The sequence below is a fragment of the Citrobacter sp. R-1.5.2 genome (assembly GCF_035064245.1).
Classification (GTDB): domain Bacteria; phylum Pseudomonadota; class Gammaproteobacteria; order Enterobacterales; family Enterobacteriaceae; genus Citrobacter.
Genome location: NZ_JASEYC010000012.1, coordinates 123,471 through 145,746, shown reverse-complemented (window position 1 = coordinate 145,746; position 22,276 = coordinate 123,471). Strand labels below are relative to the sequence as shown.

Genomic DNA, 22,276 nt, shown 5'->3' with positions numbered 1-22,276 from the left:
AAGCAGCACCACCTGTAAGGTAAGAGGTCTTTATCTTTATTTTTTAACGGCGATAGAGTGTCTGGATGATGCTGTAATAGCCGCTGGCCGAGCCGGTCAACTGATCGATCTCGATATACTCGTCGATGGTATGCGCCAGGTTTTCACGCGACGGCCCAAACCCGATGGTTTTGATCCCCGCTTCCCCCGCGTAGTGGCTGCCGTTAGTGCAAAATGAGTACTGAGTAATCGTTGGCGAGAAACCCGCTTCGCGAACGCCCGCCAGAGCGGCCTGCACGAACTCGTCGGACTCGTCATAAACCCAGCCAGGGAAGAAACGCTCACCCTCAATGGTGGCTCCGGTATAGCAAGACTCCTTGCCAACGGCGTAAGAGACGCGGGCTTTGAACTGCGGGTCCTGGGCGGTTAGCTCGGCAAGTGCATTTTCCAGTGGCGCAATAACGCTTTCTTTGGTTTCGCCCACCAGCAAGCGGCGATCGTAGGTGGCGCGGCAGTAATCCGGCACCACTGATGCGCCTGGGTATGGCGACGATTTAATGTCTGTCAGTTCCAGGATACCGGGTCCAAGCACCGGGTGGGTTGGCGGAGCGATAGTGCGAATTTTGTCGATCAACTGCGCCATTTTGTACACCGCATTAATTCCTGCCTGCGGGTTGGCGGAGTGTGCTGGCTTACCATAGGTTTCAACCACAATTTCGGCACGACCACGCTGACCGATTTTCAGATTCAGTTCAGAAGCTTCGCCAATGATGACGTAATCAGGCTTATAGCGCTCACTGACCAGGCGAGCGGCAATGCCTTCAAAACATTCTTCATGAACGATACAGGCGACGTAAATTTTCCCCGCGAAATTACGCTGATTATCCTGGCCAAAAAAGCCTACGGCGGAGATCATCGCAGCAACAGCACCTTTCATATCGGTGGTGCCACGGCCATAAATTTTGCCATCGTCAATATCACCGCCGTACGGGTTGCGGGTCCATTTCTCTTCGTTCACCGGCACAGTATCGATATGCCCATCCAGAACCAGCGTTTTCCCCGGCTTATTTCCCACAATACCGCCGACGATATTGCCGTACTTATCAACATGGATGTCGTCGAACTGGTAATGCTGCATCATTGTTTTTATGGCATTTACCACGTCCCCTTCCTGACCGGAATAGCTTTTTTGCTGGATCAGCGCCTGACAATTTTTAATAACTTCTTCAATACGGGTTGCAGATAACATGGGTTTCTCCGTTAATGCTCTCAATCAGGAAATTATTTATTGATGCCCGGGTACTGACCGCCCCAGACAATATCCAAATATTGTTGCGGGTCGGTATCACCTTCGGTACTGATCAGCAACACGCGGGAATGCTCATCCAGACCCAGTTGCTCACGGGTTGGTGCCAAATCCGGGCTGGTCATCAACAGCGCCAGAAGACCTGTCGTGACGGCCCCAGATTCACCTGAAATAATGTGTGGGTCGCCCGCCAGCGGGTTACCCAACATACGCATCCCCAGCGCTGCGATTTCATCAGGGCAGGAAGCAAATGCAGTGGCATAATCACGCAGTAACTTCCAGCCAATGCTGTTTGCCTCACCACAGGCCAGACCCGCCATCACGGTCTGTAAATCGCCACCTACCGCAACAGCATCCCCCTCTTTTGCACGGGCTGAACGATAGAGACAGTCAGCAATTAGCGCTTCAGCGACGATCACTTTCGGACGATTTTCGCCCCACGCGGCCGTCACCATCCCCTGTACCATTCCCGCAAATGACCCCACACCGGCCTGGACGAAAACATGCGTCGGAGCAACCTGATGGAGCTGATCAATCGCCTCCAGCATCAGCGTGCCGTAGCCCTGCATAATCCACAGAGGGATCTTTTCGTACCCTTCCCAGGCCGTGTCTTGTACAACGATCCAGCCATACTTTTGCGCCTGATCCGCGGTCATGCGCACGGCATCGTCATAGTTCATATCCACGATTTCAGCGGTAGCGCCTTCATTGCGGATTGATGTCAGCCGCTGCTGTGAAGACCCTTTCGGCATGTAAACCACCGCATTTTGCTTTAACTGGCGTGCCATCCACGCCACGCCGCGCCCGTGGTTACCGTCGGTGGTGGTGGCAAATGTCACGGTCTTCAGGTCATGGCGTACTGCTTCACTGGTCATGACATCAAACGGTAATTCGCTGATATCCTTCCCCACTAATTCCGCGATATGGCATGCCATCGCGTAGGCGCCGCCCAGCGCTTTGAACGCTTTCAGGCCAAAACGCTGAGACTCATCTTTGAGGTAAATATTTTTTACGCCCAGTTTTTGAGAAAGTGCCGGCAGCGTATACAGCGGCGTCGGAGCATATCCCGGAATAGACCGATGAAAATTCAACGCTTTTACCAGTTCCTGGCGACTAAAGGGTGCCAGCGGTGCGTTAGGGTGTTCGGTAAACGGCGTCTGGTTGATAAAAAATGATAAGTTTTTCTGCATCATAAAACCTCATTGTCCTGGTAATTCATTCCCTGTAATCGGTGTAATACAGAGTTATTTACGCTATCGGTAATCCATAAGAGCAAAATGCTTACCAGTTTTTTAGAAAATGAGGGAATGCTTTGAAATAATTTAATAAATGCTTTTATTTCAATACATTAAGAAATTTCTAAAGTTAACAAGGTAAAAATAGTCTGCGGTAGTTTATCGTCTGATTTTGATAAATTCTCATAAATGAGAAATAGTGTGATCACGAAGGATAAAATTAAAAAAACATCCAAAAACAATGCCGTAGATTGATTTTTCGCAAATCAATTTTGCGATGATTCGCCTATTTATCATTTTCATTGAGAAATGAGACACTTTACCGGAGAAGTATCATGATTTCAGTACTGAGCAATATTCAGGATGATATATGCAATTATGCCGATGCTATTTCTGGCATTACCGGGACTGATGTAGAAATCATTGATGAATCTTTAATGCGCATTGCTGGCACCGGTAAATACCGACATATGCTCAATGAGAACGTGGCAAAAAATGGTTATATCTATCGGCATGTTTTGCAGGTCCGTGAGACGGTATTGATCAAAAACCCCGGTGAACATCCTCTATGTCAGCTGTGTGAAAAACACCATTACTGCTCTGAAATGCTGGATTTGAATGCCCCTATTTTTCTCAATAACCGTGTCATTGGGGTGATCGGTATTATTTGCTCCACGCAAATACAGCGTGACACCTTGCTTAGCCAGATCGATAAATTTGTCACCTTTATAGAGCAAATTGCCGTCATGATCTCCAGTAAGGTCTTTGAATGCCTGGAACGCTTACGCGCGCAGGAGACACTCGGCGCCTTTCGTCGTCTGATTGATGCAATGGATCGCGGCGTTGTGGCCATTGATGGCAAGGGCCGCATCTGGCATGCCAACCATTCAGCAGATCGCATACTTAACCGTGAGGTTCAGGGATTACCCCTGACCATTGAAACAACCGGAGACAGCTTGTATGGCGATGAGGAAGCATGGCTGACGCTTGAAGGGCAAAAACACCATGTGCTGTGTAAACAGATCTCGCTCTCGTCATTGGATAACGACCGATTAACAATGGTTATCTTTCGCGATGCGCACGACTACCTGAGCACGATTGCCCCCTCGCCATATGAGTCTGATACACAGGTACGTCTGATTGGCCATTCCCCCTCAATGGAACAACTCAGAAGTACCATTGGCAAAATCGCCAACAGCTATGCCAGTGTACTGATCACCGGGGAAAGTGGTTCAGGTAAAGAAGTTGTGGCATTTGCCATTCATCAGAGCAGTCCGCGTAAAGCCGCCCCTTTCGTGACCATCAACTGCGCCGCTATCCCTGAACAGCTCCTGGAAAGTGAACTGTTTGGCTACGTACGCGGCGCATTCAGCGGTGCCGATCCCAAAGGACGGGTGGGGAAATTTGAGCTGGCCAATGGGGGTAGCCTGTTCCTCGACGAGATTGGCGATATGCCACTGCATTTGCAGGCCAAGCTGCTCAGGGTTCTGCAGGAAAAAGCCATCACCCGTGTGGGGTCCAACAACACCATCAATATTGACGTACGGATTATTGCTGCAACCAACAAAAACATCAGCGCGATGGTCGAGAATAATCAGTTTCGTGAAGATCTTTTCTATCGCCTGAACGTGGTGCCATTGGTTCTCCCTTCCCTGCGCGAACGGCGGGCGGATATCGCCGTCCTGGCACAATATTTTGCCGATGAATTTTCGCTAAGCTACCAGCGACCGCCGCAAAAACTTCCCGATGATGTTATTAACCGCCTTTATGCCTGGCACTGGCCGGGCAACATCCGTGAACTGCGCAACGTCATCGAGTACATTTTTGTCATGCGCGGAGAAGCCGCCGGGATCAACGCCAGCCATCTTCCCCCTTACCTGCTTACCGCAGCCGATGGCAGAAAAAGCACCATGATGGCGCAACCTCGCCAGCTTGCCCATCAGGGTAAACAAGCAGAAAGAGATGCCATTGAAAACGTCATACAGCGATTTGGTTCAAGCGTTGAAGGTAAGAAACAAGCCGCGACAGAATTGGGGATCAGCATTGCCACGCTGTACCGAAAAATAAAACTGTACGGGTTATGATTTCCCCTGCGTCCGCCACGGGCAGTCAATGCCTGATGGCGCTGCGCTTATCAGGCCTACGTTTCACAGGCTTTAGTAGGCCGGATAAAGCATCAGCGCCGCCATGGGGCCGTTACGGCTATGCTTCTTAATCAAACACACCATTAATAATGGCGGTGACGACAGCGGTGCTCAGTGCAATCAACACCAGATTGTCACCGATAACCTGCCATTCATAGCCAGGATAATACGGGAGTTGATTCAACATAGAGGGCGGCACGCTCTTCTTCGCAATTCCAGGAGGGAGCGGTTTTCCTCGAGCCAAATTTTTTGCAATACCCGGTGGCAGTGACTTATACCCCGTCAAACCATATCGGACAGCGTATTGCCTTGCCACGTGATAGCTGATGTCACTATCGACGTGATCAGGTTTGCCATAATTTTTACGCTGATCTGACTGCTGATTGCCTTTGTGACCTGAATTTCCTTTCTGGCTACTACCATGATTACCGTTATTCCCGCTATTACCATGATTGCCGCTGTTACCATTCCCATTACCGTTTCCGGGGTTAGCAAATACCGGCGTGACACACATCGTCATCGCGGCAACAGCGACTAAAGCCGTTGCTAAAGTACGGAGCCTGGACATGATGATTCCTTTATCAGTGGTTACCTCTAAAAATGTACGGTATGGCGTGAATTTGAGCCATTGCTATAACTCCGATTTATGCGCCTCTGCATACCGGGAATACAGATGTAAAGCTCGTCATTCCCGATAACTCAGATCTTCACGTGACAGACAGGCGATCTGAGTTTTTGGGAATAATTTCGCGAAAATGGAGAGAAAACGGTGATTTTTTTCGGTTAAGCTATGTTCATGCTTTGGCGCTACCTCATGGTCAAATTCACTTTTCAGGAACCAACCCGTAATGGCTAAAAGTATTCCGCAGCTGCCACATGATCCCCATATGTGTCGCAGCTATGAAAAAAAGACTCGTAGCCCACTGGCACTCTATTCAGAGTATCAGCGTATGGATGTCGAGCTGCGGGAGCCGCTGGCCATGACTTACAGTCACTGGCATGGGCAGGTTGAAGTGAATGTGCCATTTGATGGTGATGTTGAGTACCTGTTCAATGACGAAGTAGTACAGAGCAAACAAGGCTTTATCACACTGTTCTGGGCGTGTACCCCCCATCAGCTCACGAATGCAGGGCACTGCAAGCAGATGGCTATCTTCAACTTGCCAATGCATTTATTTTTGTCCTGGCCGCTGGATAGAGAGTTGATTAATCACGTGACGCACGGCAGGGTGATTACCTCGTCGGCATCCCAGCAGCTTAGCGCTTTTGAGGTTCAACGTTGGCAAAATGAACTCAACAGCGATAACGAACAGATTCGTCAGTTAGCCATTGATGAAATCGCCCTGATGCTCAAGCGGTTTAGCCTCTCAGGCTGGCGGACAGTATTGGGAAACCAAACTGCACGGACCCAGAAGAACAGCATTTCGCGGCATTCACAATTTTACGTCAGCCAGATGCTGGAATTTATTGCCGCCAACTGTGACAAATTGCTGACTGTCGAGGCCATTGCCGATCACGTCAAACTTAATCCTAATTATGCAATGGGTATCTTTCATCGCGTAATGCAACTAACGATGAAACAATATATTACGGCGATGCGCATTAACCATGTACGGGCATTACTCAGCGATACCGATAAAACCATTCTGGATATCGCGATGATTGCGGGTTTTCGCTCCAGCAGTCGATTTTATAGCTCATTTCATAAATACGTCGGTATGCCGCCTCAGCAGTATCGCAAGCTCAGTCAGCAACGCCGAAATCATCCACCTTATGCGGAGGGATAATTGACTATAAAATCTATCTCTTATTTTACTGCTGAAATATGAACATCATAACAGCAGGCCAGAACAGATCGCCTGAAACAGTTAATAAAATAGAGTTCAATTATCAACTCACGTAACTACGCCATTCTGTAATTGATTGGCCTGTAGCAGGTATTTCTTTGGCTTGTTCAACCGTTAACGATTGGGATGGAATTATGGAACAAAAGAGCTGTACCTCACACTACAGAAAAAAACTTTCTTTCTTCTGGTCAGTATTACCGATGGTGATCATGCTGGGCGGGATTAGCATCGGATATTTTATATTCAATATTCGCGCCGAACCTATGATCCTGATGGGAACGGCAGCCGCTTCATTTATCGCCATTGCTCATGGTTATACATGGGATGATATTCTGCAATCGATTTGCAATAAAATATCAGAAGCACTGCCAGTCATTCTGATTGTCGCCAGTATCGGTTTTTTGATTGGCTCCTGGATGGTATCAGGTACCATCCCGATGATGATCTATTATGGTTTGAAGTGGATTAACCCCCAGTATTTTTATATTTCAGCCTTTATGCTGGGTGCATTAATTTCAGTGTGTACCGGCACGTCGTGGGGTTCCATTGGTACCGTCGGAATTGCCATGATTGGTGTAGCCATTGGCCTTAATGTCTCTCTACCCATCGCCGCCGGCGCCATTGTTTCAGGGTGCTGGTTTGGCGATAAACTCTCGCCTGTCTCTGATTCAACCAATATGGCGGCGCTGGCTGCCGGTGTAAATCTGTACTCCCATATTGGCCATTTGCTATGGACCACCGGTCCGGGATTCATTATTTGCTGCGTGGTGTATAGCTATATGGGTATGGGCATTGATGCCTCTGCCAGTGCACCAGAAAATATCACTCATTTAATGAACGCTATCGGCCAGATTTATCAGTTCAACCTTCTGTTGTTGCTACCACCGATTATAGTATTGTACGGTTCACTGTCGAAAAAACCGCCTATCCCGATGCTGTTTTTGTCCACCATCGTATCAATGATTCTGGCTCTGGTTTTTCAACAATTCAGCGCATCTTCGGTCGGCGAATCCGTGGTCAGCGGCTTTAAGCTCGCGATGCTCACCGGAGATCATATTCCTGCACTGTCATCTGATGTCTCACGCTTATTAGAGCGAGGCGGCGCAATCTCTATGTTCAGCAGTTTTGTGACCGTCTTCAGCGCCTTTAGTTTTGCTGGTGCCATGAGCGCGACAGGCTCCCTGCACACGGTCATTAACGCGCTGACAAAAGGGGTTAAATCAACATTCCGCTTAGTCGCTACCACCATTGTTACGACGTTCACCATTTGCGCCTGTACCGCCAATGGAACCTTACCGTTGTTATTGTGCGGTGATGCCTTTAAAGATGAATACAAAAAACGTGGACTGGCCGCGAAGAACCTCTCGCGAACTACCGAAGATGCCGGAACCGTTGTCGAACCTATTATTCCGTGGTCTGCTTCGGGTGTTTATTGCGCCACTATGCTGGGCGTGACAACTCTTGATTACCTTCCATGGGCAATCCTCTGCTACAGCGGCGTTATTTTTGCCCTGCTATGGGCGGCAACGGGTATCGGTATTGCTAAATATGAACCAAATGAAGCTACAGAGCATATGGTTGAGCAAAAATCATAGGCTAATACGCAGATAAATATTAGCTATCACCAGGGTAAATTTAATATATCAATTAGATATACATAAACATTCTGCGCTTTTTGCGTTGCGTAAACTATTTTCAGAGACTTTCCAGGAGTTAGCAATGTCTTTGTTTGATGATCTTGTCACAAGGGATGTTAATTGCCGTAAATACGGCCAATTGCAACAAATGTACGGCACTACCGATGTATTACCGCTGTGGATTGCAGACATGGATTTTCTGACGCCAGAGCCTGTCATGAATACACTGCGTTCGGTGGTGTCGCAGCCAGTGCAAGGCTATAACCTGGATTATCCGCAATGGAAAGAGTCCGTTATCCAGTGGTACGCAAAACAGTATGATGCCGAGCTTAAATCGCACTGGCTGCATTTTGTTCCCGGCGTCATAAAAACTATTGTCATGTCTTTGCTGGCACTTACCCGCACGGGAGACAATATATTAACCTGTACCCCAATATATGACCCCTACCCTAACCTGGTGAAAACCAGCGGCAGGCATTTACTCCAGACCCGTCTCATTGAAAAAGACGGTTGCTATGAATTTGACTGGCGAGATTTCAGCGAAAAACTTAAACAGTGCAAAATGTTTCTTTTTCCCTCGCCACATAATCCTGGTGGAATGGTGTGGTCACGGGAAACGCTTGAAAAAATCAGTCACTATTGCCAGCAGGCGGGTGTCATCATTCTTTCCGATGAAGTGCATAGCGATTTAACTCTGCCAGGTAAGCAACACCTGCCCTTTTTTACCCTCGATGACGCAGCAGGAAGTCAGTCAATCGTACTGACTTCTGTCAGCAAGACCTTCAACACGGCGGCGATCCAGGGAGGAATAGCCATTATAAAGAATGATGAACTGCGTCACCGGTTCTATCATTTTCTCGATAACTGTTATCTTGCAGAGACTCACTCACTGCAACAGGCAACGATTTATAGCGCCTATACCCATTGCGGTGACTGGCACCGGGAATTATTAGCTTATCTGGCTGATAACGTGGCATTTGTTAAAAGTGAAATCGAAATGCACTGTCCGTTGATCTCAATTGTCTATGGTGGCGCATCCTATCTGCTCTTTCTGAATGCTGAAAAAATGGCGCTTAACGAGACGCAGCTAAGCGATTTTTTTGTCCATGAAGCCAGACTCGGCCTGTCGCCGGGGTCACAATATGGCCCAGGCGGAGAGGGGCACATGCGTCTGAACGTTGGCTGCCCGCGCGCCGTCCTGGTGGACGCAATGAACAGACTAAAAACGGCATACCAGAAACGGCAGAACATGTAACGCAGACCGCTACGCTTGCCCTGCTTTGTCAGGGCAAAATTGCCCAAAGATAGTGACCGAACTGCTATAAAGTCTTTCCCTTCTGTCGGCTGGTGTTAAACTGGAAAGTGTGATCTTCATCATAACCTGCTTAAACAGAGAAAAGAGACACTGCTATGCAACATATCATTGAGGGCTTCCTCAACTTCCAAAAAGAGATTTTCCCTCAACGCAAGGAACTCTTCCGCAGCCTGGCATCCAGCCAGAATCCTAAAGCGCTTTTCATCTCCTGTTCTGACAGCCGACTGGTGCCAGAGTTAGTGACGCAGCAAGAGCCAGGACAGCTTTTCGTTATCCGTAACGCCGGTAATATCGTACCGTCTTTTGGCCCGGAACCTGGTGGCGTGTCTGCCACCATTGAGTACGCGGTCGTTGCTTTAGGCGTGACTGATATCGTTATCTGTGGTCACTCCAACTGCGGCGCGATGAAAGCCATCGCAGAAAGCCAACCCCTGGATCCGATGCCTGCTGTCGCCCACTGGTTGCACTATGCCGATGCCGCAAAAGCCGTGGTTGAAAAGAAAACCTGGGCTAACGAAATCGATAAAGTGAATGCCATGGTGGAAGAAAACGTGATTGCCCAGTTGAACAACATTAAAACGCATCCTTGCGTGGCTGTTGGTCTGCGTAACAACGCGATTCGTCTGCACGGCTGGGTCTACGACATCGAAAGCGGAGAAATTCGTACGCTGGATAAGAACAGCAAAACTTACGTTTCGCTGGCCGATAATCCACACGTCCATTTCGAGTAAATCAGCACTGGAGCACGGATGCTCTGGCAATCCTCCCACTACGATTTCTGTCAGTAGACAAACACTCCTCTTGCGACTAGCTTTTAAACTAGCCATCAGTGTGGCCGTCGTGGAACCCGCAATAGATTAAGCGATAAAAAGGAGCCGTTACGCATGCGAACGAAAAATAACAGACTGATTAATATGTTATTTTTTCATGAGTCGTGGGATATTATGATCCTAAAAAATAATGGTTCGCATACCTTTCCCACTAACACGCTGGAAATTCTGAACAACACCCGAGCCCAACAGCTCAAAAAGAAATATACCTTTCAGGCCGATCCTTTCATTATTGAAAAAGACAATAAAGTTTATGTTTTTTATGAAGCACTAAGCTTTCGTAATTCGCAAGGTATTCTGCGCTGCCGTATCCTTGATGCTAACCTGGTTGAGCTTGAGGATGTGAAACTCGATGGTTTTGATAACCTAAAATGCCATTTATCATTTCCTTTTTTATTTTACAGCAACGATCAGCTTTTCATGATCCCAGAGTCTTCAGAAAGGAAAGAGGTTATCTTATTCCAGTCGATAGCGTTCCCTACGCGCTGGAAACAGGTAAAAGTATTAGTACCGGACCAGGCGCTCACCGATAACGTCGTCGTCTCATTGCATGAAAATCTTTATCTTTTATCCACCACGATGGAAGATGAGCTAGTTATCCATACTGCCAGTGATGTAACCGGACCATGGCAAAAAATAGAGCCCACGCTTAAGCTGTCGAATCAACACCCCCGGGGCGCTGGCGCACCACACTGCGTTGATAATAAACTCTATTTCCTCACCCAGGAATGCACACCAGAGACGTACGGAAAGTCAGTTTATATCAAAGAGCTAATCACGCTTAACGCATCCAGCTTTGATGAGCGTTTGATTACGCAGATCAATGCCAGCATTAACCAAAGCGAGGGCGTTCACACACTCAACTTCACCGATAACTATATCGTGTATGACAGTAAGATAAGCAAATTCAGCCTATTTTCTATACTTAAAAAAATATCTTATAAATGCAGGGTGAAATACCGGAATTATTACCTTAACCGACGCCACCAATAATGTTTATTTATGCCGGTGGCATTAATGAATTAATGATAGTTTGCAAAAAATATATCTGGAGACTGTATGGCAATTCTAGTCACTGGTGGTGCTGGTTATATTGGTTCACATACCGTGCTGGCGCTTCTGGAAAGAGGTGATGATGTTGTGGTCATCGATAACCTTTCCAACTCCTCACAAACATCCCTGGACAGGGTTGCGGAACTGACTGGCAAAGCGCCCATCGTTTATATCGCTGATGTGCTGAACAACGATGTTCTGAAAACGATTTTCTCTAACCATAACATTACCGATGTCATTCATTTTGCTGGACTAAAATCAGTTTCAGAATCAATAAAAGAGCCGCTTGCCTACTATGACAATAATGTCACCGGCACGCTGGTTTTGCTGCGTGAGATGTTAGCTGCGGGGGTGAAGCACTTTATTTTCAGCTCTTCCGCCACGGTATACGGTAATCCGGAAAGCGTTCCATTAAGTGAACAATCGCCAACCGGTGGCACCACCAATCCGTATGGCACATCAAAATTCATGGTCGAGCAAATTCTGGCAGACTTTTCCCGCGCACAACCCGATTTCCGAATCACCTGCCTACGCTACTTTAACCCAGTCGGCGCGCATCCATCGGGCAGGATTGGCGAAGATCCGAATGGTATCCCCAACAATCTGGTACCGTATATTTCTCAGGTGGCGATTGGCAAGCTGGAAAGCGTGTCGGTCTATGGAAATGACTATCCAACCCCCGACGGCACCGGTGTGCGTGATTACATCCATGTGATGGATCTGGCAACTGGTCATTTAGCGGCACTGGATTGTCAGCAAAAAGGTGCGGCATACAAAGTCATCAACCTCGGTACCGGTATCGGGTATTCCGTACTTAACCTGATTGCAGCCTTCGAGAAAGCGGCGCAAACCCGAATTAATTATAAGATTGTGGCCAGAAGGCCCGGGGATATTGCCGAATGTTGGTCAGACCCGTCGTTAGCACGAAAAGAGTTGGGATGGCAGGCCATCTACAATCTGGATGAAATGATACGCGATACCTGGAACTGGCAAAAAAACAATCCGGATGGCTATCACGTTTAATTTTCAACGACAAGGAGCCTGATTGCCAGGCTCCTTACTACGGCAGGCTATTCCACCGTTACCGCAGAGACGCGATACCAACCGTTGCTCAGCTTCCCTTCATTGGCAAAGTTAATTCTTGCCGCACCGGATTTATCCACAATCGCCACTTCAATAGCATATTTCCCTTTTGGCAGCGTCCCGGGCATCGGCATCGGGTAACTCAGTGGGTGTTTTCCGGGCAGCCAGTGACGTATATCTTCCGGGACATTCCCTTGTGCCACCACCTTATTGGCCTCATCGGCCAGACGAAATGCCAGCGTGTAGGGCAGGTAAATCGGCGCGTTCCCTTCGTTATACCAGGTGCTTGTCAGGGTGAGTTCTTGTCCACCTTCCCAGACTGACTCGTGGCTCAGAGATGCTAAGCGAAACCGATAGCCCAGTTTTGTCAGTGCCTCGTCGACAATCGGACGATACTCACGGGGCACTGTTCTCGATTTCAGGTTAATCGTACTGGTATGTTGCTTCACCGCCCAGTCAAAAATCCCCTGCACTTCCTCTCGCGTATAGTGAAAAGTATTTTTCCAGTCCTGCATGTACGAGCAGATCTCAAAACTCACTGGCGCATGTTTCCAGGCATCGTTAAATCCTGAATAGCTTTTCTGTGCGGCCTGCAGCCGTTGCGGATAATCATCCGCCATATGATTCCATGAAGCAGAAAACACGCGGAGATCGCCCAGGCAGTCCGCACGCCAGCCCGCCCCACGCGCGACCGCATTCGCCAGACTTTGCCCACCACTCATTAACATGATTTTTGGCGTACTGGGGAAAGCAGAGAAATGCATCGTCACATAGCGGTCCAACTGCGCCGTGGTGTAGCGCTCCAGCAATGGCTTCAGCATCGGGAAGTTGCTGTTATGCCACTCTCCCCACGACCCCACCATGCCGATATCCACGAAAGCCAGGTTCTCGTTACCATCATAGCGTTTACCCATTGCGTTCAGCAGGCGCTGGCTATATTCAATAAATAGGGGATCGTCTAAATCAGGGATAAAGGTTTTTTTATCAGGCGTCCAGGTTCCCTTTACGCCTTTTTTAATCAACCAGTCGGGAATTTGTGAACCGGTTTCCGGCTCAGCAAGCGCCATAAACCGCAGTCCGACGTTCATCGCCGGTCGATGTGCCGCGGCATACCTGAAGGCATCATCAACCAGTGCAAAATTGTACTGGCCTTCGACAGGCTCAAGGTCACGCCAGTAAAAGCGCTCATATTCAAAGCCTGTGTCGGGATAATCCGCCAGTCCAAGCGTTTCACCATATCCCTGATGAAAACTGGCGACCCCGATACCTGGGTTTGTCAGTGGGCCCGTCAATGCTTTGGGGGTTACGGTCGTTAATGCGGCCAATACCGTCAGCGGACAGAACAGACACAACAGCGCAGAAAACCATTGACACTTCATCGCAGTGACGCCCTCCACAGGTTTGTTAACACTAGCGGTCTTTCAGGCTTAACCACCAGTCCCAAATACCCACGTGAAAATGTTGGAATACATCAATACCCAATGCGGATTTGATCATATATAGCGTCAGTAATACGCAGCAGGTGACAAACAGCGTGCCTAGCAGCAGCAAAAAAGTAAGCAGCATGGTCGATAAGGTCGACTCCTGACGATGCCGCTGACGTAAGTCTCTGCCGAATAAAAAAACCAGATAAAAGCGTTTACCGAAAAATGGAAAACTTCTGCGAATATCGATCCGATGCCTTGATGCCAGAGTGCTGGCGACGATCGCTTTCTCGATCCCGTCTTTTTGTTCCGGAGTCAGTCCCTCCGATATATGCTCATCAAGTTGCGCATAAAATCGTTCGATGACGGGGGGGCGATTCTGAGGACTGGTCAAAATTAACCTATATCTTTATCAATTGAGTGATAGACATTGACTGTTTTTCTGGCAATTTCTTGCCAGTCGTAATTTTGCAAATAGACACGATAGTCCACGCTATTTGCGCTGGCCCAGGCAGTTAATTTCTCAGCAAGGCTGGACAATGAGCCGACCCGAAAATAAGCCTCAGACGGCAACTGCACTTCCAAATTTGCGGGAATATCGCTCACCACCGCCGGGAGGGAATACGACATCGCCTCCAGAAGCGCAATCGGTAGCCCTTCATGGTAGGAAGGCATAACGAAAAGCCTGGCCTGCGAAAACACCGCCTGAAGTTCATCTCCCCTTAAAAATCCGGTCATCACCACGCCAGGGGTATCAGCGGCAAGTTGCTTGAGTCGAATACTGTATTCCGTTGGGTGATCTGCATCGCCAATGAGCACTAGCGGCTGTTGCAAACCACTTTGTTTGTACGCGGAGATCGCATCATGCATCCCCTTTTCTTCCACAAACCGTCCGACCACCACGAAATAATTTTTCGCCTCGAGTCCAAAGCGGGAAAGCGTGGCATGAAGGGTTTGATCTGACAACGGACGGGGCTTATTGACACCGTTGAAAATCAAATGCGCATCATAGCGAGCATGTTTTTTCTGAATCAGTTGGTTAATGACCTCAGAAATCACTATCACCTCATTGGCATATCTTACCGCCCAGCGTTCACCCAGCAGCAATATTTTTTTGGCGACAAATCCCCATTTTTGACGATCGTAATCAGGCCCGTGGTGGGTAAAAACCACCTTCTTACCTAACACGCGTAATAATGGGATCACCAAACCCGGCCCTATAGCATGGACATGCACAATATCAGAACCGTCGACACAGGTTCTAAACGCCGCTAAAACGGAATGCACAATCGCTTCCAGTGACCGTTTTTTGGGTGCCCACAGCGCATAGGTCTCAACTTTCTTATAAGAAGATCGTTTGTAGCTAACATACGGCGAGCGGGCGATAACACAAATATCAACGTCAAACTGTTGTTTAATCGCCGGGTAAAGATTCTGGCAGTGGGTTTCCACACCGCCCAGGACATCCGGAATACCGCGAGTACCAAAAACCGTTATTTTTTTACTCATTCTATGGCCTGCTCAGAAGTTCTTTATATAGCGCCTGTAAGGTATCCATATGTTTGCTAAGCGCATATTTTTCACTCAGGCGCGCACGCCCCCGTAAGCCCATGACGCGTGCTTTATCCGGGTCATCAACCAGAGCATCCATCGCCTTCGCCAGTTCCTGCGCATTACCCGGCTCAAATAAAAGCCCTTCAATACCGTCGCGTATTTGTTCGGGGATCCCGCCAATGCGCGACCCGATCACCGGTTTCGCGAAAGACATCGCCTCCAGTACCGCCATTGAGCAGTTTTCATAACATTCAGAGGGGAGGATCACCACGCGGGCATGCTTAATGAGCGTATTGAGGGTATCCCCTTGTTGTACATAACCTAAAAATTCAGCGTCCGGGTATTTCGCCACTAACTCGTCATGCAACGGACCGTGCCCCACTATTTTTAGCGGAGCCGGGTTACGCATTTTCTGATGAGCGGCCAGCAACGTTGCCACCCCCTTTTCACGGCTCAGGCGGCCGAAGTACAGTATATAACCGTCATCGACGACCTCATCAATGGGCTGGCTATCATCAACACCATTGACGATCACATCGATTCGCGATTTCGGCAACGTTCGGAGTAACACGCCGCGTAAAAAGACGCTGGGTGAAACAATCACATCCAGAGCCTGATAATTCTGGGCAATGTATTGCCAGGTTGCTTCTAACGAGAGCAGCAAGCTTTTCGAGGCAGAGCCTTCCTGACAGCGATAGCGGAAGGCATTGAAAACGGTACCGGTGATACAGGCATCACACACCTTCCCATCACGTAACATGGAGTATGCGGGACAGACAATCTTATAGTCGTGCGCCGTCAGCACCGTTTTACAGCCAAAATTACGCGCCACTTTAATTAACGCCGGCGTCAACTGATGGTAAATATTATGAAAGTGAACGATATCAGGGCGTTCTTTTTGTAAAAGCGCCAGCATTTTTTTGCAGGCCTGGGTGTTATGAATAAAGTTAACCGCGGTTTTGATCCCTCCCAACAGATTACTCTCTTGATGGTAATCGACATTGCTGACGAAATAATCCGCATAATCAGAGGGGAAATTTTTCTCATGCTGCATGGAAAAATCAATGACCTGGACACCAGCCTGTTTCAGCATGTCGCGTTCTTGAAAATAAACCGTTTCCGCGCCGCCTTTGATGAAAAAAAACTTGTTAACTAATAATACTTTCATGGCGCCTGCCCCGGTTATTCATGAATGATTTTACTGTTGGGCGGAGTCAGCGGATCGCGTACCGGATAAAAAATACCTTTGATCAGCCCCGCTGAGCGTACGATTAAATTAATAACGCTTTGCAGCCCATCTGTTAACGAGCGATTTTGCACAATCTTCAACAAGGCAAATGCCAGTAATGGGAGAAGCGCAACGGCAAACACGTCGATATTAAAAGTGAGCAGCGCAACAAATAAGAGAATAAGGTAGAGCGCAAATACCGCCTCATTCTTCACGATGTTGAATGACTGGGAAAACCAGGGTTTCCCCCAACTACAACGCAAAAGCTCACCCGGAGCCTGGTAATAACCGCTGGTCCAGCGGCGCGCCAGCATCTTAAACGTCGGCAGCGTATGTGACGTATGACTGAAGTAAGGAATATCCAGACGCCGCAGTTTATAGCCCGCTTCGATTAAACGCAGACCCAGCTCAGCCTCTTCATACGCGTGCAAATTACGGTTGGTCAGATAACCAATTTTTTCAATTGCCGACCGACGATACAGTCCACCGCCCCCCAGATGATCGCTATCACCAAGAGGATAGATTTTATTGATCCGCTGCTTACGAGACTTAAATTCATAGTTAACGGCATCATCCATTTCGACGGTACCGGCCACCCCGGCATAGTCTGGTTCCGCCTGCAAAAAGGCAATAGCCTGGTCAATGAAGCCATCTTCCAGCTCCATATCTCCATCCATCAGTAATAAATATTCCCCTTCGCTGTACAGATAACCCAACTGATGGCCCACTCCACAACAGCGATCGCCAGGATCGGTGAGTGACACTACCGTGACGCCCTTATTGGCAGCCAACTGCTGGGTGTTATCTGTCGACAAACTGTCGGCCACGATAATCTTATGCGGATACCCGACCAACTGACGCCGAATGCTGTCGATCGTTTTCTCAATGCCTTTAGATTCGTTGAGCGTTTTAATACTCACTGAAATAAATGGTTTATTGTCCATACCATCCCCCTGCACTGCGCAGTACGGTTCGACGAATCACTAAGCTCGCCCCCAGCGATAAATAGAACAGGAACTGTAACATCGGCGTAATCATCAATATCTGACTGTAAGGTAAACTGATTAAACAACTGATAGCGAAAGCGTTAAATGCTGGCGCAAAGCTCAGTAACTGCAGATCCTGTTTATCCAACTGTTCCAGCATCAATACTGGTTTTGGCTGGCATACTTTCAGAATATAAATAAACAAGCCAATAAACAGCAGCGTGCCAATAATGCCAACTTCCCACAGCAGCATACTCAGAGCAGTCGAGTCTAAAATCAGGTTATAGATAATGTTCAAAAACCCAGGGGAGACCGTACTACCACTGTTTGTAGCATTAAGCCCATAGCCAAATAATGTGCCCGACAGTCCCCAAAGATCGTTATTTTTTAACCAGAACAGAAAGGTTGTGAAACGCCCCAACTCTCCGGTCGACATGATGTAGTTCGGATCAAAGATATAGCTCAATGAATCAATAAAAATGCTTAATGAGCCTTTCGTCGGATCGCTGCCAAAAGCGGAAGAGTAGTACCAGGCCAGTATCATAATCGACAGGCCGATGAGCACCAGCATTCCTGCCACAATGACGAATAACGTCTTCAGGTTTACCTTACTGACATCTTTAACATAGCTCGGCGATATCCACACCCATGCCAGAAATATCGGTGACAGCAGGATGACAAACTTGACCTCACCAATGATGCATAACCCTATTCCAAGGATGATATGCAGCGCTGCGGATTTAAACGTCGTAAGCCCGTGCTTATATTCAGAGAGTTTCAGCAACATAATTAACAGGCAAAATAACCCCATCGCCGCCGTATTGCCGCCACCCATCGGGTCTCCGCCGAATGTGCCTACCACGGAGTCCCATTTTTCATCTTCCCCGCGCACAGCCACACGCTGAGGAACAACCAGCAAAACCTGATAAATCATCACCGGAATTTGCGCATAAAACACCCAGTACAGATAGCGCGTCGCCCGATATATCTGCGATTCACGGCAGAAACCCAACAGCAAACAAACCATCACCAGCGATAACGCGATTTCGTTTTTGAAGGCCACAATTGCCACGGTGACCCCGCCCTGAATCAGGGTCGATGTTCCCGCCAGCACCAGAAAGGAAAAATACAGCGCAAGGATGATGGTTTCCTGTGCATCCAGACGCAGCGCCCCGTCTCGCGTCTGCATCACCAGTAATCCCACCATCAGTAATGTCAGGAAAAACGGGATCCACAACACAGATTGCATTCCGGTGAAATACTGCACCAGACCACACAGGATCAGCGTTATAAAGGTGTAGACCTGTAAATAATTTCCGGTATTCAGTGTCATGGCGTCACCGGCTTGTTTTTCAGGAGATTGGCCCGCTTGTTCATTTTCAGGTAAATGAACGCATAGCGAATAAATGTCAGTGAAGAGAACAATATTACTGACGCCGCATAATCATGGTAAAAATAGGGAACGACCACAAACGCCAGAAGCACAATCGCCAACTGTTCAAGTTGGATACGCAGAAAATAGCGGTGCGAGCCAAAAATAAGCTCAATCACCGTTAAAGGACTTATCGCCAGCGCCGGGAACAAATAGGGCAGCATGTAGCGCGACGTCTCAATGGAGTTAATCCAGTCTTCGCTAAAACCCAGTCGCATCACAATGGGATAGAAAATAAAGACACCTAAGGTACAGACAACCCCCAGCACTAACAGCAGCATACGTACCTTCGTATACTCCTGATAATTGAAGGTGTTATTTCTGAAGTCGATGGACCATTTAGAAAAAATGGTATTGCGTACCGCGTTGCCGATAATCACTACCGGAGCCAGACAGAACCGGCTTACAACGGAAAAATACCCCGCCGTCAGCGCCGAAAACCAGAAGTTAATCAGCATAATAGGCAAGTTACTGCTCGCCATTGCCAACACCTCAGCGCTACCGACTTTAGTGATGTGATGAATATTCTGTTTAAAAAATCGCAAATTACTTGCCGGGCGCAAATGCTGCGACGTCACCGAGCGAATATCAAACGAATGTAAAATACAGCTAGTGGTCAGCAGTATCATGGCGCAGGCCCATGACCAGTAAAATGTCTGTACCTGGTGCGTGAGCAGTACCGAGAGCACCACCACCACAGAGACAGAAATACGCTGAAAGATCAGAAAATAAAAGTTGGCTGTCCGCAGCGATAAGTTTTCCGATATTAACGCCCACGCCGTTGAAAGCGTCAGCAAATAGAGAAACAGTATGTTCTGGTGAAACAACCACGCGGTCAGGACGGCATACGGTAATGCAATGAGTGCACTTTGCAGCAAACAGAACACTACATTTTGCGCCAGCTCTTCATCCTGCTGTTTGGGAATCAAAAGCTGGGAGGCAAAGGTACATACCTGTGCCCCCACCACCGCGATACTGTAGTTGAGCGCATACAGCCCAACCTCTGCCATATCGTACTTATGTGAGATCAACCAGATAGACAGCGCACCAATCAGCTGCGAAACGACTGATGAACTGGCTATCGTAGAAGCGCTCTTCAGTAAACTCATACACGACCTGGCGTAGTCATCAGTTGGTCAGTATTGAAGTTCAATGAGCGCAACCCTTCCTGCGTTTCAAGGTTTTTTTCCTCTACCGCATTCAACACAGCGCCAATCACCACGCCCTGATTATCCTCAATTTTATCCAGCGCGCCGGCGATATTCTCCGCAGAACCGGTCCCGGCTTTCACGATAAAGATAACCCCATCAACGGCTCGTTTGATCAGTTGGATATCCTGACTCTGATTCACCGCTGCAACGTCAATAATAATGCGTTGATACTGCGACTTCAGTTCGCGCATCACGGGTTCAACGTGCTCTGACGACAGCATCAGTAAAGAGGAAATGGTCGTCTTACCGTGGGGGATGAAATCAAGATTTTCAGCGATCTTAACCCGTGCTTTTTCTAGCGGAGCCTCACCCCGCAACAGCTCCGCCACACCCGCAGACGTCGCCGATGCCAGTTCAGAAGACAGGCCGTTGGTATTGAAGAAATCTGCATCAATAAGCAACGTTTTCTGATCGAAGCTGAATGAGCTGGCCAACAGATTCGCCAACAGGGAACGCCCTTCCCCCTGCTCCGCCGAAGCAATAGCGACCGTTTGCAGCGGCCGGTTATCCAGCATAATTCGGGTGCGAATACCGTGGATGATATCGGCATTCAGCGGGTTCTTCAGTATCATATCCCGCACCTGTGCGCGACCCGAAGTACCGGTAAATCGACGAATTTCGCCCAATGGCTCGACATTGAGACGTTTCTTCAGACGGCTCAGGGTGCTAATTGAATTATCCATTGCCGCTTTGACGATGAAATACATGATGCTGAATACCACAACCAACATCACCACCATCACGAGCAACAGCGATTTATTCGGCTTAGACGGCTTTAACGGAGGAACGGCGGGATCATACAGCACCGCATCCGCATTAACCCCGGACAGCGACAATTCCTGAGTCCGCTGATAAAGCGTCTTATACAGATCTTCCATTTTATCTAACGCCAATTTTTGGCTGTTATAGGCATCCCGTTTTGATGCCATCTTCTGGAAGATCTCTTTTTGCTCAGCAACCTGCTGCTGGTAATTCTTTTCGTCGGCCAGCGCAGCCAAATATTGCTGACGTAAGCCAAGTTTTAGCTCACCCAGCACCCGACCCGTTTGATTTTGGATTGATTGCACATCGGCTTCTGCTTTTAAAATATTGGCACTTTTAGGGCCATACACTTTGCGCAGTTCCGACAACGTGCGCTGCGCCTGAATCAGCGCAATGCGTAAATCCTGAATCTGCGCATGGTCAGAAACTGATGGCAGCGAAATGATATCGCCTGAAGATTTCCCTCGGCTATTGACTTCATTGTAAACAGACTCCGCAGCGACACGGCGTTGGGTCGCATCGGCAAGACGGTTGGTCACAATGCTTAACTGCTCTGTTTCAAAACCATCAATACCACGGAAGGTCAGCAGCCCAGAGTTTTTCAGGTAGCTATCCATTTCCTCTTTTTGTTTCGCTATCGATTTCTGAATCTCTTCCATTTTTTCAAAGTTGAGATTGCGAGCCTGCTCTGCTTTCAGACGCTTTTGTTCTACCGTGTAGTTGATAAAAGCCTGAGCGACGCCATTGGCTATCTCAGCGGAAAGTTGAGGCGAGGAAGATTCATAAGAAATAGAGGCCAGATTAGTGGTACGGATACCGATGACCTTCAGGTCTTTCGACAATGTTTTCAGCGCTTGATCAACCCTCAGTTGATGATCTTCACTGCCCGAGCCGGGCTTCATCCCGGTAAAATCCGGGTTTTCATCCAGCTTCAGATCGCGGACCGCCTGCTCGAGGATAATGCGCGACTGCATCAATGCATACTGTGTTTCGTAGTAACCACTCCGCGTTGAATCAAAACCATCAACCTGGGGAAAGGGCGACACATTATCAGCTTGAGCCTTAATCAACACCGTGGCAGTCGAAACATATTTGGATGACATCATGCTGATTAATGGGTACGCGACAACCCCGGCAATAATGCCGGCCAGCGCGATTTTCCAGGCGTTCTTTTTCAGTTCTTTGGCAAAGCGGGAGAAATCGACGGAGTTTTCTCGTTGCTTGCCGTTTTCCACTATAGATAGTTTCAT

18 protein-coding genes are annotated in these 22,276 nt (G+C 48.3%); 7 read left to right on the top strand and 11 right to left on the bottom strand.

The window, feature by feature from the left end:
- Positions 1-43: 43 nt before the first annotated feature.
- Both QMN38_RS19550 and dpaL read right to left on the bottom strand, forming a co-directional pair.
- The gene (locus QMN38_RS19550; protein ID WP_323605703.1) at positions 44-1,228 is read right to left on the bottom strand and encodes a YgeY family selenium metabolism-linked hydrolase; all 1,185 of its coding nucleotides are present in this window, start codon (positions 1,226-1,228) and stop codon (positions 44-46) included.
- 32 nt (positions 1,229-1,260) lie between these two features.
- Entirely contained in the window at positions 1,261-2,475 is a 1,215-nt protein-coding gene (dpaL, locus tag QMN38_RS19545) for a diaminopropionate ammonia-lyase (protein WP_323605717.1), read from the bottom strand.
- Between the two features lie 380 nt (positions 2,476-2,855).
- Here dpaL and QMN38_RS19540 point away from each other — a divergent pair, with 380 nt between their 5' ends.
- Positions 2,856-4,604, top strand: coding sequence for a sigma-54 interaction domain-containing protein (locus QMN38_RS19540; protein ID WP_271454850.1), 1,749 nt, complete (start codon positions 2,856-2,858; stop codon positions 4,602-4,604).
- A 127-nt stretch (positions 4,605-4,731) separates the two neighbouring features.
- Here QMN38_RS19540 and QMN38_RS19535 read toward each other — a convergent pair whose 3' ends face one another.
- A complete protein-coding gene (locus QMN38_RS19535) occupies positions 4,732-5,232 on the bottom strand; it encodes an anti-virulence regulator CigR family protein (protein ID WP_271457222.1) in 501 nt (166 codons plus the stop codon).
- A 280-nt stretch (positions 5,233-5,512) separates the two neighbouring features.
- Between QMN38_RS19535 and melR the strand changes: the two genes are divergently transcribed.
- The 6 genes from melR to galE all read left to right on the top strand — a co-directional run bounded on the left by melR (position 5,513) and on the right by galE (position 12,369).
- Positions 5,513-6,451: a transcriptional regulator MelR gene (melR, locus tag QMN38_RS19530; RefSeq protein ID WP_271450322.1), complete on the top strand. Its 939-nt coding sequence runs from the start codon at positions 5,513-5,515 to the stop codon at positions 6,449-6,451.
- Positions 6,452-6,645: 194 nt separating this feature from the next.
- Positions 6,646-8,106, top strand: a complete 1,461-nt coding sequence (nhaC, locus tag QMN38_RS19525) for a Na+/H+ antiporter NhaC (RefSeq protein ID WP_271442503.1) — start codon at positions 6,646-6,648, stop codon at positions 8,104-8,106.
- Between the two features lie 124 nt (positions 8,107-8,230).
- On the top strand, positions 8,231-9,403 hold the full coding sequence (locus QMN38_RS19520) for a MalY/PatB family protein (protein ID WP_323605701.1): 1,173 nt from the start codon (positions 8,231-8,233) through the stop codon (positions 9,401-9,403).
- 155 nt (positions 9,404-9,558) lie between these two features.
- Positions 9,559-10,194, top strand: a complete 636-nt coding sequence (locus QMN38_RS19515; protein WP_005122990.1) for a carbonic anhydrase — start codon at positions 9,559-9,561, stop codon at positions 10,192-10,194.
- A 153-nt stretch (positions 10,195-10,347) separates the two neighbouring features.
- Complete coding sequence (locus QMN38_RS19510) at positions 10,348-11,286, top strand: glucosamine inositolphosphorylceramide transferase family protein (protein WP_323605700.1); 939 nt, start codon at positions 10,348-10,350, stop codon at positions 11,284-11,286.
- 66 nt (positions 11,287-11,352) lie between these two features.
- Positions 11,353-12,369 (top strand): UDP-glucose 4-epimerase GalE, encoded by a 1,017-nt coding sequence (gene galE / locus QMN38_RS19505; protein WP_271457227.1) that lies wholly within the window; start codon positions 11,353-11,355, stop codon positions 12,367-12,369.
- Between the two features lie 47 nt (positions 12,370-12,416).
- Here the strand turns inward: galE and QMN38_RS19500 are convergent, their stop codons facing one another.
- The 8 genes from QMN38_RS19500 to QMN38_RS19465 are packed head-to-tail and all read right to left on the bottom strand — an operon-like array spanning position 12,417 to position 22,276.
- Positions 12,417-13,808 carry a DUF4832 domain-containing protein gene (locus QMN38_RS19500; protein ID WP_323605698.1) on the bottom strand — a complete coding sequence of 464 codons (1,392 nt, stop codon included), beginning with the start codon at positions 13,806-13,808 and terminating at the stop codon, positions 12,417-12,419.
- A gap of 31 nt (positions 13,809-13,839) precedes the next feature.
- A complete protein-coding gene (locus QMN38_RS19495; RefSeq protein WP_101742956.1) occupies positions 13,840-14,247 on the bottom strand; it encodes a hypothetical protein in 408 nt (135 codons plus the stop codon).
- Between the two features lie 2 nt (positions 14,248-14,249).
- Positions 14,250-15,362: a glycosyltransferase family 4 protein gene (locus tag QMN38_RS19490; RefSeq protein ID WP_271450317.1), complete on the bottom strand. Its 1,113-nt coding sequence runs from the start codon at positions 15,360-15,362 to the stop codon at positions 14,250-14,252.
- A gap of 1 nt (position 15,363) precedes the next feature.
- Complete coding sequence (locus QMN38_RS19485) at positions 15,364-16,575, bottom strand: glycosyltransferase family 4 protein (protein ID WP_323605697.1); 1,212 nt, start codon at positions 16,573-16,575, stop codon at positions 15,364-15,366.
- Between the two features lie 14 nt (positions 16,576-16,589).
- On the bottom strand, positions 16,590-17,579 hold the full coding sequence (locus QMN38_RS19480; RefSeq protein WP_271450315.1) for a glycosyltransferase family 2 protein: 990 nt from the start codon (positions 17,577-17,579) through the stop codon (positions 16,590-16,592).
- A complete protein-coding gene (locus tag QMN38_RS19475) occupies positions 17,569-18,954 on the bottom strand; it encodes a capsular biosynthesis protein (RefSeq protein ID WP_137383564.1) in 1,386 nt (461 codons plus the stop codon). Before QMN38_RS19475 ends, QMN38_RS19480 begins: the two co-directional genes overlap by 11 nt.
- Positions 18,951-20,162 (bottom strand): lipopolysaccharide biosynthesis protein, encoded by a 1,212-nt coding sequence (locus tag QMN38_RS19470; protein ID WP_271454844.1) that lies wholly within the window; start codon positions 20,160-20,162, stop codon positions 18,951-18,953. Before QMN38_RS19470 ends, QMN38_RS19475 begins: the two co-directional genes overlap by 4 nt.
- On the bottom strand, positions 20,159-22,276 hold the full coding sequence (locus tag QMN38_RS19465; protein ID WP_323605696.1) for a GumC family protein: 2,118 nt from the start codon (positions 22,274-22,276) through the stop codon (positions 20,159-20,161). Before QMN38_RS19465 ends, QMN38_RS19470 begins: the two co-directional genes overlap by 4 nt.